The 16,593-nt window shown below is 62.8% G+C and carries 17 protein-coding genes; 16 read left to right on the top strand and 1 reads right to left on the bottom strand.

Translation table 11 applies throughout. The features are described 5' to 3' along the window. Positions 1-77 precede the first annotated feature (77 nt). From ACEN83_RS13160 to ACEN83_RS13170, 3 genes are all read left to right on the top strand, one after another. Positions 78-458 (top strand): c-type cytochrome, encoded by a 381-nt coding sequence (locus ACEN83_RS13160; RefSeq protein ID WP_116580655.1) that lies wholly within the window; start codon positions 78-80, stop codon positions 456-458. 22 nt (positions 459-480) lie between these two features. After that, the gene (locus ACEN83_RS13165; protein WP_495580552.1) at positions 481-1,875 is read left to right on the top strand and encodes a D-arabinono-1,4-lactone oxidase; all 1,395 of its coding nucleotides are present in this window, start codon (positions 481-483) and stop codon (positions 1,873-1,875) included. 74 nt (positions 1,876-1,949) lie between these two features. Further along, positions 1,950-3,158, top strand: coding sequence for a DSD1 family PLP-dependent enzyme (locus ACEN83_RS13170; RefSeq protein WP_495580872.1), 1,209 nt, complete (start codon positions 1,950-1,952; stop codon positions 3,156-3,158). Between the two features lie 105 nt (positions 3,159-3,263). On the opposite strand, the gene ACEN83_RS13175 is transcribed toward ACEN83_RS13170, so the two are convergent. Then, positions 3,264-4,181, bottom strand: coding sequence for a SphA family protein (locus tag ACEN83_RS13175; protein ID WP_256589930.1), 918 nt, complete (start codon positions 4,179-4,181; stop codon positions 3,264-3,266). 238 nt (positions 4,182-4,419) lie between these two features. Here ACEN83_RS13175 and ACEN83_RS13180 point away from each other — a divergent pair, with 238 nt between their 5' ends. The 13 genes from ACEN83_RS13180 (at position 4,420) to imuA (ending at position 16,590) form a co-directional block, all read left to right on the top strand. Further along, entirely contained in the window at positions 4,420-5,460 is a 1,041-nt protein-coding gene (locus ACEN83_RS13180) for an AraC family transcriptional regulator (protein WP_116580651.1), read from the top strand. A gap of 314 nt (positions 5,461-5,774) precedes the next feature. Beyond that, positions 5,775-6,662 (top strand): Dyp-type peroxidase, encoded by an 888-nt coding sequence (locus ACEN83_RS13185; RefSeq protein ID WP_495580553.1) that lies wholly within the window; start codon positions 5,775-5,777, stop codon positions 6,660-6,662. Positions 6,663-6,678: 16 nt separating this feature from the next. Next, the gene (locus tag ACEN83_RS13190) at positions 6,679-7,647 is read left to right on the top strand and encodes a Gfo/Idh/MocA family protein (RefSeq protein WP_495580554.1); all 969 of its coding nucleotides are present in this window, start codon (positions 6,679-6,681) and stop codon (positions 7,645-7,647) included. Between the two features lie 185 nt (positions 7,648-7,832). Continuing rightward, the gene (locus ACEN83_RS13195; protein WP_495580555.1) at positions 7,833-8,585 is read left to right on the top strand and encodes a GntR family transcriptional regulator; all 753 of its coding nucleotides are present in this window, start codon (positions 7,833-7,835) and stop codon (positions 8,583-8,585) included. Continuing rightward, on the top strand, positions 8,582-10,312 hold the full coding sequence (locus ACEN83_RS13200) for a fumarate reductase/succinate dehydrogenase flavoprotein subunit (protein WP_007973338.1): 1,731 nt from the start codon (positions 8,582-8,584) through the stop codon (positions 10,310-10,312). The genes ACEN83_RS13195 and ACEN83_RS13200 overlap by 4 nt, the downstream gene beginning before the upstream one ends. A 26-nt stretch (positions 10,313-10,338) precedes the next feature. Beyond that, complete coding sequence (locus ACEN83_RS13205) at positions 10,339-10,584, top strand: 4Fe-4S dicluster domain-containing protein (protein ID WP_003180418.1); 246 nt, start codon at positions 10,339-10,341, stop codon at positions 10,582-10,584. A gap of 236 nt (positions 10,585-10,820) precedes the next feature. Next, complete coding sequence (locus ACEN83_RS13210) at positions 10,821-12,227, top strand: ABC transporter substrate-binding protein (RefSeq protein ID WP_495580556.1); 1,407 nt, start codon at positions 10,821-10,823, stop codon at positions 12,225-12,227. Positions 12,228-12,367: 140 nt separating this feature from the next. Then, positions 12,368-13,150: an ABC transporter permease gene (locus ACEN83_RS13215; protein WP_104448392.1), complete on the top strand. Its 783-nt coding sequence runs from the start codon at positions 12,368-12,370 to the stop codon at positions 13,148-13,150. After that, a complete protein-coding gene (locus ACEN83_RS13220) occupies positions 13,150-13,998 on the top strand; it encodes an ABC transporter ATP-binding protein (RefSeq protein ID WP_015094858.1) in 849 nt (282 codons plus the stop codon). The genes ACEN83_RS13215 and ACEN83_RS13220 overlap by 1 nt, the downstream gene beginning before the upstream one ends. Next, positions 13,995-14,957, top strand: coding sequence for a HEAT repeat domain-containing protein (locus ACEN83_RS13225; RefSeq protein WP_495580557.1), 963 nt, complete (start codon positions 13,995-13,997; stop codon positions 14,955-14,957). The genes ACEN83_RS13220 and ACEN83_RS13225 overlap by 4 nt, the downstream gene beginning before the upstream one ends. Next, on the top strand, positions 14,954-15,232 hold the full coding sequence (locus ACEN83_RS13230; RefSeq protein WP_495580558.1) for a DUF971 domain-containing protein: 279 nt from the start codon (positions 14,954-14,956) through the stop codon (positions 15,230-15,232). The genes ACEN83_RS13225 and ACEN83_RS13230 overlap by 4 nt, the downstream gene beginning before the upstream one ends. A gap of 123 nt (positions 15,233-15,355) precedes the next feature. After that, positions 15,356-15,973, top strand: coding sequence for a transcriptional repressor LexA (gene lexA, locus ACEN83_RS13235; RefSeq protein WP_007973328.1), 618 nt, complete (start codon positions 15,356-15,358; stop codon positions 15,971-15,973). Beyond that, a complete protein-coding gene (gene imuA, locus ACEN83_RS13240; protein ID WP_007973327.1) occupies positions 15,973-16,590 on the top strand; it encodes a translesion DNA synthesis-associated protein ImuA in 618 nt (205 codons plus the stop codon). Before lexA ends, imuA begins: the two co-directional genes overlap by 1 nt. The last annotated feature ends 3 nt before the right edge of the window (positions 16,591-16,593 follow it).

Genomic DNA, 16,593 nt, shown 5'->3' on the forward strand with positions numbered 1-16,593 from the left:
GCCTTAGTGTTGAGCTCTCCTTGATCACAACAAAAAAGCTGCACCCGGCCAACCGGGCAGCCCATGAGAGGACAGCCATGCGGGCAAGCCGATTAACTGAAAAGCCTAGCCTTTGTTTGGCCTTGGCGGGGTGTGCCTTTGCGTTGCTTGCAGGGTGCGAAGAGCCGAAAAACCCGCCGACCCGCAGCGAAGCCGGCGCCGCGAGGCCCGCCGACGCCGAGCTGGCGCAGGTCTACGACAACAGCTGCAAGCTTTGCCACGCCAATCCGGCGGCCGGGGCACCGCTGACCGGCGACATCAAGGCCTGGGCGCCACGGGTGCTGCAGGGCGCCGACACGCTGCTCGATCACGCGATCAACGGCTACAACGGCATGCCGCCAATGGGCATGTGCATGCAGTGTTCGCAGGAACAGTTCCTGGCGCTGATTGCCTTCATGTCCGGCCAGCAAATCCAATAACAAGAACGGCAGGGTGCGATTCATGACGATGGACCTGACACGGCGTCAGTTGTTGCAACGGGCGAGCGTCATCGGCGCCTTTACCGCGCTCGGTTCAGCCCCGGCGCTGGCCGAGCTGCTGCGCGCGCCACGGTTGATTCCCTGGCGCAACTGGTCGGGCGGCCAGAATTGCCTGCCGGCGGCGCGGCTGGCGCCCAAGAACCTGGATGAGTTGACCCAAGTGGTGCGTCAGGCCCCCGGCAAGATCCGTCCGGTGGGTTCGGCGCATTCCTTCAGCGCGCTGGTGCCCACCGACGGCACCTTGCTGTCGCTGAGCTATTTCTCGGGGTTGCTCGATCACGATCCGAAAACCCTGCAAGCCGAGTTCGCCGCGGGCACGCCGATGTCGCGCATGGGCACGCCGCTCAAGGACATCGGCCAGGCCCTGCAAAACATGGCCGACATCGATTACCAGACCCTCGCCGGCGCGATCTCGACCTCGACCCACGGCACCGGCAAGCACTTTCAATCCTATTCGGCGCATGTCTGCGGCTTGCAATTGGTGACCGCCGGCGGCGAGGTGCTGGATTGCGATGCCAATCGTCATCCTGAGGTGTTCAGCGCCGCCCGGGTGTCCCTGGGAGCGTTGGGCGTGGCAACCCGGGTGCGCCTGCAAAACCGCCCGGCGTACCGCTTGCGAGAGCGGCAGTGGATCGCCAAAACCGAAGAACTGCTCGAAGACCTGGACAAGAACACCCGGGAAAACCAGCACTGGGAAATGCTCGTGGTGACCCATTCCGACTACGCCTTGTCGATCGCCCTGAACGAAACCACCGACCCGGCCACACCGCCGGTTCCGGCGGATGAAGAGGGCGGCAACGAGTTTGTCACCTTGATCGAGAAGATCGACAAATACGCCAGCGACTTCCCGGACCTGCGCCGCACGATGCTCAATAATCTGCGCCACCTGGCCAGCTTCGATGACCGGGTGGGCGACTCGTTCGACATCTACGCCAACGTGCGCACGGTGCGCTTCAACGAGATGGAGTATTCCGTGCCGGCCGAATACGGCCCGGCCTGTTTGCGCGAGATCCTCAAGCTGATCCAGGACAAAGACCTGCGCACCTGGTTTCCGATCGAATACCGTTACGTCAAGGCCGATGACATTCCCTTGAGCATGTTCGAAGGCCGCGACAGCTGTTCGATTTCGGTCCACCAGCACTACCAGATGGATCATCACAACTTCTTCGCCGCCATCGAGCCGATTTTCTGGAAGTACAACGGCCGGCCGCATTGGGGCAAGTTGCACACGCTGAACGCGAAAAACCTGCAGCCGCTGTACCCGCGCTGGCAGGAGTTCATCCAAGTGCGGCAGGCACTCGACCCCAGCGGCAAATTCCTCAATGCGCATTTGTCATCGATCCTGGGGGTGAGCTGATGGCCGTCAATCGCCGTAATTTCATGCTGGGTGCCGCAGGCGTCGGCGCCTTGTTGGCGGGTGTCGGGGCGTGGCTGCGGCCGGGTGACCGAGGTGCGCCCTACAGCGACTATTTCCGCCTGCTCAACCGCGAGCTAAAGGACCACGGGCCGATGCGGCCGGTGATGCTGATCGACCTTGATCGGCTGGATCACAACATCGATGTGGTGATGCAATCGGTCAAGCGTGGCGGCAAACACCTGCGGGTGGTGGAAAAATCGCTGCCGGCACCGGGGCTTCTGGCCTACATCGCCCAGCGCGCCGGCACGCAACGCCTGATGTCGTTTCACCAACCCTTTCTCAATCATGACGCCGTGCAGTTTCCCGAGGCTGACATTCTGTTGGGCAAGCCGCTGCCGGTACGTTCGGCGCAGTTGTTCTATCAGTCGCACAAGGGGCCTTTCGACCCTTCGAAGCAACTTCAATGGCTGCTCGATACGCCGGAGCGTTTGCAGCAATACCTCGCCCTGGCTCAGGGGCTGGGCACGCGAGTGCGGGTGAATATCGAGCTGGATGTCGGGCTGCATCGCGGCGGTATCAGCGACCTGGGCGTACTGGGGCAGATGCTGACGCTGATCAGCCAGCACCCGCAGCACCTGGAATTCGCCGGGTTCATGGGCTACGACCCGTTCGTGGGCATGGGCGTGCCGGGGATTCTGGGTTCGCCCGAAGAGCTGTTCGCCAAGGTGATGGTGATCTACCAGCGCTGCGTCGATTTCACCCGTCAGCAATACCCCGGTTTATGGCGAGAAGGATTGACCCTCAATACGGCCGGCAGCCCGAGCTATCGCATGCATGAGCAAGAGCAACTCAGCAGTGAAGTGTCGGTGGGGACGGCGATGCTCAAGCCCACTCACTATGATTTGCCGTCGCTGGTGGAGCATGTGCCGGCGGCTTACATCGCCACGCCGGTGCTAAAAAGCACCGGGGCGGCGAATATCCCGGCGCTGGATGACAAGTCCAGGCTGTTTTCCTGGTGGGACGCCAATCAGCGCGAGACGTTTTTTATCTACGGCGGCAACTGGATGGCGGAGTTCGAATCGCCGGCGGGGTTGCAGAGCAATGGTGTGTATGGCCGCAGTTCGAACCAGGAGATGGTCAATGGTTCGGCGGCGGTGGGGCTTGGGGTTGAGGACCAGGTGTTCTTGCGGCCTGCCCAGACGGAGGCGGTGTTGTTGCAGTTTGGGGATCTGCTGGCGGTTCGGGGTGGGAAGATTGTGGATAGCTGGCCGGTGTATTCCTGAAGGATCTTTTGTGGAGGTGCCACCGCTTTCGCGAGCAAGCCCGCTCCCACAGGGGAATGCATTCCAAATGTGGGAGCGGGCTTGCTCGCGAAGGCGTCAGTTCAGTCAAAATGCATAGGGGATACTGACCTTGGCCCAAAGCATTTCCCCTTCAGGCCGGTTTTCCACGTCGAACTCCTTGGCCCAGCGAATCTCCGCGCTGGCGTATTTGAGAAAGGTCCAGTGCAGCGCGGGACCAATCGCAAACACCTGGCCGCGCACCCCGTCGTTCACGTCCTGGCCGTTGAACTGCACGGTGTGGCCGAACTGTTTGTCATCGGTGGTTTGCTTGAGGTAGTAGCCGTTCAGCCCGAACATCAGGTCGTCGGTGATCTTGAAACTGGCGGAATAGTCGATGTGGAAAATCTGCCCCGACTTGTAATCGGTGTCTTTGTTTTTCTCGTTGAAACTGTAGGTGGTCTTCATCGACACCTCGGTTCTGTCCGTCGGCAGCCAGGTGAAGGAGAACAGTGGTTTGTAGGTGTAGAAGTTGTTGCTGGTGTTGGCCAGGCGATCGACGCTGTATTCGCCGGTCGGCACCGTGACTTCAATGGCGGCGCCGAGGGTCAGGTTCGGGCCCATGTCCCAGAGAATGATCGGCGCGATGGTGGTGTCGCCCATGCCTTCGCGGGTGTCCTGCGGCAGGCCGAACACCGAGACTTCCTGCTTGAGCCAAGGCTGCGCGATGTAGCCGGCCAGCCGGCCGCCAAACACCCGCACCGGGCTGAGGTAATCCAGGCGCGGAATGACGGCCGTGGATTCGATTTCGACGTTCGGCACCTTGCCGCCGAGGGAGCTGATGTTCAGATTCGTGGATTTGTAGTGGTTGTAGTAGAGGTTGAACGCAACCATGTTGTCCGGAAGGCTGTCGGGCGACAGCGGCAGCATGAAAAAGCCGTCGGTGCCGGGGCCGATGTTGTCCACGCCAGCCTCGGTGGCCAGGGCCGGTTGCAGGGCGCAGACGCCGGCCAGGCTGATGACCATCAGGGGAAGTGTCGTGCGAGTCGCGATCATGGGTGTACTCATTATTATTGTTGGCGGGCTGTCCGGCGTCCATTCGAGGGCCGCCCCATAGAAATAAGCTGTCCGCGCCCTGCAAGGCAGGGTATTGGCGGCCATTTAGGGGGACTTCTGCGGACAGCCTTTAAACGCTGTGCTAACTTCCTTCGACATAACCGGTTACAAAAATAAGAATGATGCTCGTCCCGGAATGTATGGCCCCATGCAAATGAAAGTGATCGATCCCACCTTCGAATTGGCGCTGGTGTCGCCATTTCTCCTGCAAACCCTGGCCGAAGTCGCCGAGCACAAAGGCATCGACCCCCAGAGCCTGTGCCGGGGGTTGGGGTTTGACTTTGAAGACCTTCAGGATCCGGCGCAGCGCATTTCCTATCGCCAGGCCGTGGCCATGATTCAGCGGGCGCTCAAGGCCTTGCCCAATCAGGGGCTGGGCCTGTGGGTCGGCGCGCAGAATGTGCTCGGCACGCTGGGGCTGTTGGGGCATGTGTTGTCGCTGTGCAAGACCCTGCGCGATGCCTTTGAACTGGGCATTCGCCATCAACACACCTCGGGCGGCATTGTCGTGTCCAGTGTGGAGGAGGCGGGTGACCGGGTGTTTGTCGACGTCGAATGCCGCTTGCCGTTCGCCGACGTGCAGTTGTTCGCGGTCGAGGAGTTTTTCGCCAGCCTGCTGGTGTACGGCCGGGCCCTGGTCGGCGCGGATTTCAAGCCGATGGCCGTGGAATTCATCCATGCGGCGCCGGACTATCTCGGCGAATATTCGCGCCTGTTGGGGCCGGATGTGCGTTTCGGTTGCCTGCAAAACCGCATGGTGATCGATGGGCATTGGCTGGACGTCCAATTGCCCAATCACCATTCCCTGGCCCTGCGTCAGGCCGTGAAACTGCTCGAACTGGAAGCCGCGCAGGTGCACCAGAAAATGGACCTGATCCAGGCGGTGGAGCGGGCGATTGCCCGGGACCTGACCGAGGGCAGCCACATCGAGAAAATCGCCAGCGACCTGAACATGAGCAGCCGCACCTTGCGCCGGCGCCTCACCGAACACGCGCTGACGTTCGAAACACTACTGGAACAAGTGCGCCAGGCCCGCACCATGAGCCTGCTGGCCAACCCGGACATGTCCATCGAACGCATCACCGAGGAAGTCGGCTACAGCGACGTACGCAGCTTTCGCCGGGCGTTCAAGCGCTGGACCGGCATGAGCCCGAGTGCGTTCCGCAGCGAAAGTCCCAGCGTGGTTTGATCTCCGTGTGATGAGAGGACATTGGCAGGGGCTTTTGTGGCAAGTGGGGATTCTGTGGTGAGCGGGCTTTTGTGGCGAGGGGGCTTGCCCCCGTTGGGTTGCGAAGCAGCCCCAATACCTGCCGCCTCGGTATGACTGGAAATGTAGGGGACCGCTGCGCGCTCCAACGGGGGCAAGCCCCCTCGCCACAGAAGCCCGCTCACCCAGAGTCCTACTCACCACAGAAGCCCCCTTTGCCACAGGTTCCTGACCTCCGACGGCACACAAAACCTCACACACCGGTTAAACTCCATGCTCTTTTTCAAGGAGTTCATATGAGTCATTACCAGCCGGGCATTCTCGCCACCCCCGTTCCTCCTCAAGCCCGCCATATGTTCTTCGCGCTCGAATCCGCCGCTGCACTGCCGGCCGCGCTGGATAACCTGCAAGGGCTGGTGGACGGCAAGTCGGTGGTGGCCGGCTTCGGTGAGTCCCTGGTCAAGGCGCTGGACGGGCAGATCGACGGTCTGCGGCCGTTCCCGGCGCTGACGGGCGTCGGCGTCGACAATCCGTCGACCCAACACGCGCTCTGGTGCTGGCTGCACGGTGAGGACCGTGGCGAATTGCTCAACCGCAGCAACGCCATCACAGCGGCATTGGCCCCGGCGTTGCGCCTGGTGCAGATGAACGAAACCTTCCGCCATATGACCGGCCATGACCTGACCGGCTACGAAGACGGCACCGAAAACCCCCACGATGAAGCCGCAGTGGCCGCTGCACTGGTGGCTGAAGGCGCGGACGGCACGGTGGGTGGCAGCTTCGCCGCGATCCAGCAGTGGCAGCATGACCTGAAAGGTTTCCACGGGCTGTCGGCGGATGAGAAAGACAACATCATGGGCCGCCGCCTGAGCGATAACGAAGAGATCGACGATGCGCCGGTTTCCGCCCACGTCAAACGCACCGCCCAGGAAAGTTTTGCGCCCGAGGCCTTCGTGGTGCGCCGCTCGATGCCGTGGATCGAAGGTGACCGCGCCGGCCTGATGTTCCTGGCCTTCGGTTTCTCCCTCGACGCCTTCGAAGCCCAACTGCGCCGCATGAGTGGCCTGGAAGACGGCATCACCGACGGTCTGTACCGCATCAGCCGTCCGGTCACCGGTGGCTACTACTGGTGCCCGCCGCTCAAGGACGGTCGACTGGACCTGCGCGCATTGCGTATCGACTGAACGGCAAGGAGAGCCTATGAACCTGGTGCGCTGGGGCATGATCGGTTGTGGCAGTGTCGCTGAACGCAAAAGCGCACCGGCCTTCTACAAAGCGCCCGGATCGGCGCTGGTGGCGGTGATGGGGCGGCGCCTGGAAGCCGTCACCGACTACGCCGCGCGCCACGGCATCGCGCGGGTTTATACCGATGCGCATGCACTGATCAACGATCCGGAGGTCGACGCCGTATACATCGCCACACCGCCCGACAGCCATCACGCCTATGCCTTGCAGGTGGCCGCCGCCGGCAAGCATTGCTGCGTCGAGAAACCCATGGCGCTCAACGCCGGGCAAAGTCGCGAGATGCAACAGGTGTTCGCCGATGCCGGGTTGCATCTGTTCGTGTCCTATTACCGGCGTTCACTGCCACGCTTCCGGCAAGTGCGGCAATGGCTGGAGGAGGGGCGGATCGGCGAGGTCCGGCACGTGACCTGGACGCTCACCAAAGCTCCGTCGGCAGCGGATCGGAACGGCACCGATAACTGGCGCACCGACCCGGCGATTGCCGGTGGTGGCTACTTCGCCGATCTGGCCAGCCATGGCCTGGACCTGTTTCAGTACCTGTTTGGCGATATCGTCGAAGTCGCCGGGTTCACCGCACGGCAGGCCGGTTTGTACGCGGCCGAAGATGCCGTCAGCGCCACTTGGCGGTTTGCCGGCGGGGCTCTGGGGATGGGTTGCTGGAACTTCGCCGCCGATCGCCGAGAAGACCGGGTCGAAGTGATTGGCAGTCAAGGCCGGATCAGCTTTTCAGTGTTCGACGAGCACCCGGTCGAGCTGCACGCCGACGAGCACCTCAGCCTGACCATCGAGCATCACGCGCACATTCAGTGGCACCACGTGTTGGGCATGAATGCGCATATTCGTGGTGAGGCGCAGCATCCTGCGGTGGCCGCAGAGGCGCTGAAGACTGATTGGGTGATGGACCAGATTCTTCGGCGCGGCTGAGCAAGGTCAAAAGATCGCAGCCTGCGGCAGCTCCTACAGGTACACCCAATCCCTGTAGGAGCTGCCGCAGGCTGCGATCTTTTGCTTTTACCGGTGAATCTAACCTTATGCGCATTCGGTATTTCTCAAGCGTGTCATAACCTCTCTAAGATCACGTCATAACTCGTTATAACAAGTGATCTGCCATGACCGATAACGTTCTATCCCTGAGCAGCGTCCCGCTGCACACCCAGCTGCGAGACGTGCTGCGTGCCCGCATCCTCGACGGCGAATACCCGCAAGACAGCCAGATGCCTTCCGAAAGCGAGCTTGGCGCCTTGTTCAAGGTCAGCCGCATCACCGTGCGCCAGGCCTTGGGTGACCTGCAAAAGGAAGGGCTGATCTTCAAGATCCACGGCAAGGGCACGTTCGTCGCCAAGCCGAAAACCTTCCAGAACGTCAGCACCCTGCAAGGCCTGGCCGAGTCCATGACCGGTCGCGGCTATGAGGTGATCAACCGCCTGCGCAGCTTCAAGTTCATTGCTGCCGACAAGTTGGTCGCCGAGCGTTTGCAGGTCGAAGAAGGCGAGGTCGTGGCGCAGATCAAACGGGTGCGCCTGATCAATCGCGAGCCGATTTCCCTGGAAATCACCTACCTGCCCAAGGATGTTGGTGAGCGCCTGGAAAAAGCCGACCTGGTCACCCGCGACATTTTCCTGATCCTGGAAAACGACTGCGGCCTGGCGCTCGGTCACGCTGACCTGGCCATCGATGCGGTACTGGCCGACAGCGACCTGACCCAGGCGCTGAACGTCGAGCCCGGTTCGCCGATCATGCGCATCGAGCGTCTGACCCACGACGCCGAAGGTCGGCCAGTGGACTTCGAACACCTTTACTACCGTGGCGATGCCTTCCAGTACCGCCTGCGGATCGACCGGCAAAAAGGGGATCAGGCATGACGCGCAGCACGTTGGAGCAGGAGTACGACATCGTCGTGATCGGCGGCGGCACCGCCGGGCCGATGGCGGCGATCAAGGCCAAGGAACGCAACCGCGACCTGCGGGTGTTGTTGATCGACAAAGCCAACGTCAAGCGCAGCGGTGCGATCAGCATGGGCATGGACGGCCTGAACAACGCGATCATTCCCGGCCACTCGACCCCGGAGCAGTACACCAAGGAAATCACCATCGCCAACGACGGCATCGTCAACCAGGCGGCGGTGTACGCCTATGCCACCCACAGCTTCGAAACCATCGAGCAACTGGACCGCTGGGGCGTGAAGTTCGAGAAGGACGAAACCGGCGACTACGCGGTGAAAAAGGTCCACCACATGGGCGCTTACGTGTTGCCGATGCCGGAAGGACACGACATCAAGAAAGTCCTGTACCGGCAGTTGAAGCGCGCGCGGGTGAGTATCACCAATCGCCTGGTGTGCACGCGTTTGCTGACGGATGAAGAGGGCGCGGTCAACGGCGTGATGGGTTTCGATTGCCGCACGGCGGACTTCCATGTAATCAAGGCCAAGGCGGTGATCCTCGCCTGCGGTGCCGCCGGACGCCTGGGCCTGCCGTCCTCGGGTTACCTGATGGGCACCTACGAAAACCCGACCAATGCCGGCGACGGCTACTCGATGGCCTACCACGCCGGGGCCGAGTTGGCGAACCTGGAATGCTTCCAGATCAATCCGCTGATCAAGGATTACAACGGCCCGGCCTGCGCCTACGTCACCGGCCCCCTGGGCGGCTACACCGCCAACAACAAGGGCGAGCGCTTCATCGAGTGCGACTACTGGAGCGGGCAGATGATGTGGGAGTTCCATCAGGAGCTGGAAAGCGGCAACGGCCCGGTGTTCCTCAAGCTCGATCACCTGGCCGAGGAAACCATCCAGAACATCGAAGAGATCCTGCACAGCAACGAGCGTCCGAGCCGTGGCCAGTTCCATGCCAATCGCGGCACCGACTACCGCACGCAGATGGTCGAGATGCACATCTCGGAAATCGGCTTTTGCAGCGGGCATTCGGCGTCGGGTGTGTGGGTCAACGAGAAGGCCGAGACCTCGGTCAAGGGCTTGTACTCGGCGGGGGACATGGCGGCTGTGCCGCACAACTACATGCTCGGTGCGTTCACCTATGGCTGGTTTGCCGGCAACAACGCGGCGGACTTTGTCGCCGGTCGCGAGTTTTCCGCGCTGGATGCCGCGCAGATCGAAAGCGAAAAACAGCGGGTCTATGCACCGCTGGACCGCGAACACGGCCTGCCACCGGCCCAGGTCGAGTACAAGCTGCGGCGCTTCGTCAACGACTACCTGCAACCGCCGAAAGTGACGAAGAAGATGCAGATCGGCCTGCAACGCTTCAGCGATATCCAGCGCGACCTCGACCAGATCAAGGCCCACAACGCCCACGAACTGATGCGCGCCATGGAGGTCAGCATGATCCGCGACTGCGCCGAAATGGCCGCCCGCGCTTCATTGTTCCGCGCTGAAAGCCGCTGGGGGCTTTACCACCACCGCGTCGATCATCCTCAGCGCAACGACCGCGACTGGTTTTGCCATTGCCACCTGAAGAAGGACGAAAACGGTTTGATGAGCAGTTTCAGGAAAGCCGTCGAGCCTTACATCATCCCGCTGGATGCCGACGAGATGCAGGCCTACGACCGGCTGCGGGTCGGTGCCGATGCGGCTTGATGCCGACCACAAAAGAGAGACCGAACATGGCTTACCAACCCCAGGAAATCTTCTTCCGCTCCAACGCACCGGTCACGGTCGATGAAGACAAATGCATCGCCCACAAAGGCTGCACCGTGTGCGTCGACGTTTGCCCGATGGACCTGCTGGCGATCAACCCGGCCACGCAAAAGGCCTACATGGCGTTCGACGAATGCTGGTACTGCATGCCCTGTGAAAAGGACTGCCCGACCGGGGCGGTGAAAGTGGAGATCCCTTATTTATTGCGCTGACTGACAGGACGCCATCGCTGGCAAGCCAGCTCCCACAGGGATTTGTGGTGAACCTTGATTTGCAGACACCAGAGAAACCTGTGGGAGCTGGCTTGCCAGCGATGAGGCCAGCCCTGACAACCCAAAACGCCATCCGGCCACCACCGGACGCCTGATCCAGAACACCCCTCGTTTCCCACCACGCCCTGATCGTGGCGGAGACGAACATCCTATAAATGATTCGAGGGGAAACACTCATGATGTTGCGTGCAGCTTTGGCCGGTCTGGTACTGGCTTCTTTCACCCTGTCGGCCTCGGCCGAAACCATCCGCATTGCCATCGGCACCCAGGACACCACCATCAACTGCGCCGCCGGCGGACTGTTGATTCGCGAGCTCGGCCTGCTGGACAAATACCTGCCCCACGACGGTCCCTACAAAGACGCCCAATACGAGGTGCAGTGGAAAAACTTCACCAGCGGCGCACCGCTGACCAATGAGATGGTCGCCGGCAAACTCGACTTCGGCGCCATGGCTGATTTCCCCGGCGCGTTCAACGGCGTGGCCTTCGAAACGGCGGGCAAGCACAGTCTGTTCATCAGCGTGTTGTCGGGCAGCACCCAGGGCAGTGGCAACGGCATCGTGGTGCCGAGTGCGTCGGGCGTGCAGTCGCTGGCCGAACTCAAGGGCAAGACGATTTCCGTGCCGTTCGCTTCCACCGCCCATGGCATGCTGCTGCGCGCCGTCGCGGCCCAGGGCTGGGACCCGCTCAAGGACGTGAACATCATCGCCCAGCCGCCGGAAGTCGCCGGTTCCGCGTTGCAGGCCGGCAAGATCGATGCTCATGCCGACTTCGTACCCTTCGCCGAGCTGTTCCCCAGCCGTGGTTTCGCCCGCAAGATCTATGACGGTTCCCAAGCCGATGCGCCGACCTTCCACGGTGCGCTGGTGGATCAGGCCTATGCGAAAAAGTATCCGGAAATCGTCGTCGCCTACCTGCGGGCGAGCATCGAGGCCAACCAGCTGCTGGCGACTGAACCGGAGAAATACAGCGAATTGATCGCCAAGGTCACCGGGGTCGATGCCGAGGTCAACTACCTGTTCCATGGCCCCCTCGGCGTGCAGACCCGCGACCTGAGCTGGAAGCCGGAATACCGCCAGGCCGTGGGCACCGCCATCGATACCCTCAAGCTGTTGAAGAAGGCCGATCGCGGTCTCGATCTCAACACCTTCATCGACGACCAGTACATTCGCGCCGCCTTCAAAGCCTCGAACCTCGACTACAGCGCGCAGCTTGGAAATTACCAGCAGACGCCGCTCAAGGCCGTCGATGCGGCAAGCGGCAAAGCCATCACCGACTTCAGCCATGTGGCGGAAATCTGGGTGCGTGGCGAGCCGAAAGTCCGTCAGTACGCCTCGGCGGAATCGGCATTTACCGCGCTGACAGCGTTGAAACAGGAAGGCAAGAACATCCGCGCGGTGTACACCCAGGCCAGCGACAGCGGGATCAAGTTGCTGGCGGATCAGGCGTGGTTTGCCACCAACGCCAAGGGGCGTCTGAGCGCCTTCCTGCTCAAAGGCCAGGCCCAACAATTCGCCACGGCGCAGGGCGGCAAGGTATTCGACTTCACCGATGCCACGACCCAGGCCGTAGCCACCCGCTAACCCCCAAACACCACGGTCCCTGTAGGAGCTGCCGAAGGCTGCGATCTTTTGATCGGGCTCTTCGGCAATCGTGAAGCCGTCAAAAGATCGCAGCCTTCGGCAGCTCCTACAGGGGTTGTGATTGCCCTCGGGAAATGTGTATGTCCGGATCATTCTTACGCTGGATTCCCAGAGCCGCTTCACTGCTGCTCTGCCTGCTGTTCTGGCAACTTGCCGCCAGCCACCACTGGAACCTTGGCCTGGTGACCTTCGCCAACGTCCCGACACCCTTGGCGGTCATTGAAGCCGCCCTTGGCCTCGGCGACTCGGGCAAACTCGCCCAGCACCTGGGCAGCAGCCTCGGCCGGGTATTCGCCGGCTACCTCGCGGCGCTGATCATCGGTGTGGCCCTGGGCCTGGCCATCGGCCGCTCGAAATGGGCCGAAGATCTGTTGCTGCCGCCCCTGGAAGTCCTGCGACCGATCCCGGCCGTGGCATGGATTCCCCTGGCGATCCTGATGTTTCCCTCGTCGGAACTGTCGATGGTGTTCATCACCTTCACCGGCGCCCTGTTCCCGATCCTGCTCAACACCGTGCACGGCGTCGAAGGCGTCGACCCACGCCTGATCGCCTCGGCGAAAAGCCTCGGGGCAGGGCGCCGGGCCATCCTGCTGGAGGTCGTTCTGCCGGGCGCGGCGCCGAGCATCATCACCGGCCTGGCCATCGGCATGGGCACCTCGTGGTTTTGCCTGGTGACGGCGGAAATGATCTCCGGCCAATTCGGCATCGGCTATTACACCTGGGAGTCCTACACCATCCAGAACTACGCCGACATCGTCGTCGGCATGTTGCTGATCGGCGTGCTCGGCATGGGCAGCAGCCTGTTGATCAAGCGCCTGGGCGGGTTGTTCACGCCTTGGCATCGACCACGAGGAAAAGCCTGATGAGCGTTTTTCAACACCTGGAAGGGCGTATCGATATCCGCGGGTTGTCGATCAGCCTGGGCGAGGGCCACGGGGCTTTCGAAGCGGTGCAGGGCCTCGACTGCCAGATCGAGCCAGGGCAGTTCGTGTGCATCCTCGGGCCGTCCGGTTGCGGTAAATCCACCTTGCTCGGCGCGCTGGCCGGTCACCTGCAACCGCGCACCGGCAGCTTGAGCGTGGATGGCGCGCCGGTGTCGGGACCATCGCCACAACGGGGCATGGTGTTCCAGCAGCACACGCTGTTTCCGTGGCGCACGGTGCGTGACAACGTGGCGTTCGGCCTGAAAATGCGTGGCGTCGGCAAGGTCGAACGGCTCAAGGCGGCGGATGAAATCCTCGCCCTGGTGGGCCTCGAAGGCTTTGCCGGGCGCTGGCCCGACCAACTGTCCGGCGGCATGCAGCAGCGGGTCGAAATCGCCCGGGTACTGGTCAACCGTCCGCGCCTGTTGCTGATGGACGAGCCGTTCGGCGCCCTCGATGCCCTGACCCGGTTGAACATGCAGGAACTGCTGCTGGACATCTGGACGCGCATCCGCACCACCGTGGTGTTTGTCACCCATGACATCGACGAAGCGCTGTTCCTCGCCGACCGCTTGCTGGTCATGAGCTCGCGCCCCGGGCGAATCATCGAAGACCTGCGCCTGGATTTCCCCCGACCGCGCAGCACGGAGCTGATGACCCGCCCTGAATTCTCTCATCTGAAGCGCCATTGCCTCGAACTCCTGCGGCACGAAGACGGCCGGCAACTGCCGCGCCTGAACCCGCTCGGACTTCCCCCTGAAAACAAACTGCCGCGATTTGCCCTATGACCTCTCTATTCGATGTAACCGATAACGACGACATTCTGGCCCTGCAACCACGCCTGACCGATGACGACCCCGGCGTACGCCGGATCGCGCTGATCGAACTGGCCGATCTCGAGGAGCCGGACGGCCTGCAATGGTTGATCGATCGACTGGCCGAAGACCCGATGGCCGAGGTCCGCGCCGAAGCCGCCCGGTTGCTGGAAGCCTGGGAGGACGCGCCCGTGGTCGAAGCCTTGTGCCAGGCCCTGACGGATCCATCCCCGGCGGTACAGGCGGCTGCTGCGCAAAGTCTCAGTCTGCTCAAGACCGAAGCGGCGGGGCGGGTCATTCTGCCGTGGACCGGGCACGCCGACAGCGGCGTACGCATTGCCGCGTTCAGGGCGTTGCGCGAGTTGCGTTGCCCCGATGCCGCCGCAGCGGCTGCCGCTGCATTGGACGACGAAAGCGCCAGCGTGCGCCGCGAGGCGGTGGGCGTACTCGGCTGGCTCAAGCAGCTTGATGCCTTGCCGGCACTGGCGCGACTGGCCAGCGCCGACCCGGACACCGACGTGCGGCGAGCCGCCACCGGTGCGCTGGGCCTGGCGTCTGACACCCTGGTGCTGCCGGCCCTGCGCCAGGCCTTGCGGGACGATGCCTGGCAAGTCCGGGAAGAAGCCGCCACCACCCTGGGCAAAGTCGGCCACCCCGACGCCGGCCCGGCCCTGGTCGACGCCTTGGGCGACGATTACTGGCAGGTACGTCTGCGCGCCACCCGCAGCCTCGGCCGCTTGCGTTTTGTACCTGCGCTCGATGCGCTGATCGACACCCTCGGCCACCGCATCAGCAACCTGCGCAAGGAAGCCGCGCTGGCCCTCGGCGAACTCAACGACCCACGGGCCATTGCGCCATTGCAGGCCGCACAACACGACGGCGACCCTGAAGTGCGCAAGGCCGTGCGCATTGCCTTGAGTCAACTGCAATGAATCCGCTGGCGATTGGCAATTCCCGCAGCAAACAGCAATTACGACTGAACTGGCCCGATGGTCGCGAACAACGGCTGGACCACGCCGAGTTGCGCCGGCAGTGCCCGTGTTCGCAGTGTCGGGCATTTCGGCTGCGGGGGATGGCGCCGTTGGTGGATGCCCGGGTGCGGGTGATCGAACTGAACCCGCAGGGCTATGGCCTGCAACTGGTCTTCAGCGATGGGCATGAGCGGGGGATTTACCCATGGCCCTATCTTGCCGGACTCCCTGACTGAACCGGCCTCCTGTAGGAGCTGCCGCAGGCTGCGATCTTTTTGCTCTGGCCTCAAGAGATCGCAGCCTCGTTTCACTCGACAGTTCCTACAAGTCCTTGCCAGGTAAATGCTGAAAGAGTACAAATGTACTCCATGACGACTCTGACTCCCCGCCGTACCGCCATCCTGACCTTCATCCGCGATCGCATCGCCGAGCACGGTCAGCCTCCGAGCCTCGCCGAGATCAGCGAGGCGTTCGGTTTCGCCTCCCGCAGTGTGGCGCGCAAGCATGTGCTGGCGCTGACCGAAGCCGGGTTTATCGAGGTCAACCCGCATCAGGCCCGGGGCATTCGCCTGCTCGGGCAGCCACCGCGTCCCGAGTTGCTGGACATCCCGGTGCTTGGTCGGGTGGCAGCCGGTGCGCCGATCGGGGTCGATGCGCAAATCCATAGCCGCTTGCTGCTCGATCCGTCGATTTTCTCGCGGGTGCCGGACTACATGTTGCGGGTGCGCGGTGATTCGATGATCGAGGACGGCATTCTCGACGGCGATCTGGTGGGCGTGCATCGCAACCCCGAGGCGCTCAACGGCCAGATCGTCGTGGCGCGGCTCGACGGTGAAGTCACCATCAAGCGCTTCGAGCGGGTCGGCGATGTGGTTCGCCTGCTGCCGCGCAACCCGGCCTACCAGCCGATCATTGTGCACGCCGATCAGGACCTGGCCATCGAAGGCGTGTTCTGTGGCCTGGTGAGGCAAGGCTGATGGGTGCCGTCGTTGCGCTGGATACGCTGTTCAATGGCGGCCAGGTCTGGAGGGGCCGGCCTGCGCCGCCGGCCGCCAGCCCGCAGCCCACCGGGCACGCCGCGCTGGACGCGGCATTGCCCAGCGGCGGCTGGCCGGAGGCGGCGCTGACGGAGATCCTGCTGGCCGGGCAGGGCGTGGGCGAGTTGCAGCTGGTGTGGCCGACGCTGGCACGGCTGTCGGCGGCGGGCGAACGCATCGTGCTGGTGGCGCCGCCTTATGTGCCGTATCCCCAGGCGTGGCAGGGCGCCGGGGTCGATCTGCGTCAGCTGTCGATTATCCGGGCCAGTGAGCGCGATGCGCTGTGGGCCGCGGAACAATGCCTGCGTTCGGGCAGTTGCGGCGCGGTGCTGTGCTGGCCGCACAAGGCCGATGACCGCGCCTTGCGTCGTTTGCAGGTGGCGGCGGAAACCGGCCAGACCCTGGCCTTCGCCTATCGTCCCCTCAGTGAAGCGATCAACCCTTCGCCCGCGGCCCTGCGCATCGCCATCGATGCCCGGCCGGCACAGCTGCGCGTGCTCAAGTGCCGCGGCGGCCTGGCCCGTTCGGCGCCGATTGCCTTCGCCGTGGGGCATTGAGGT

The organism is Pseudomonas sp. Pseusp49 (assembly GCF_059491875.1).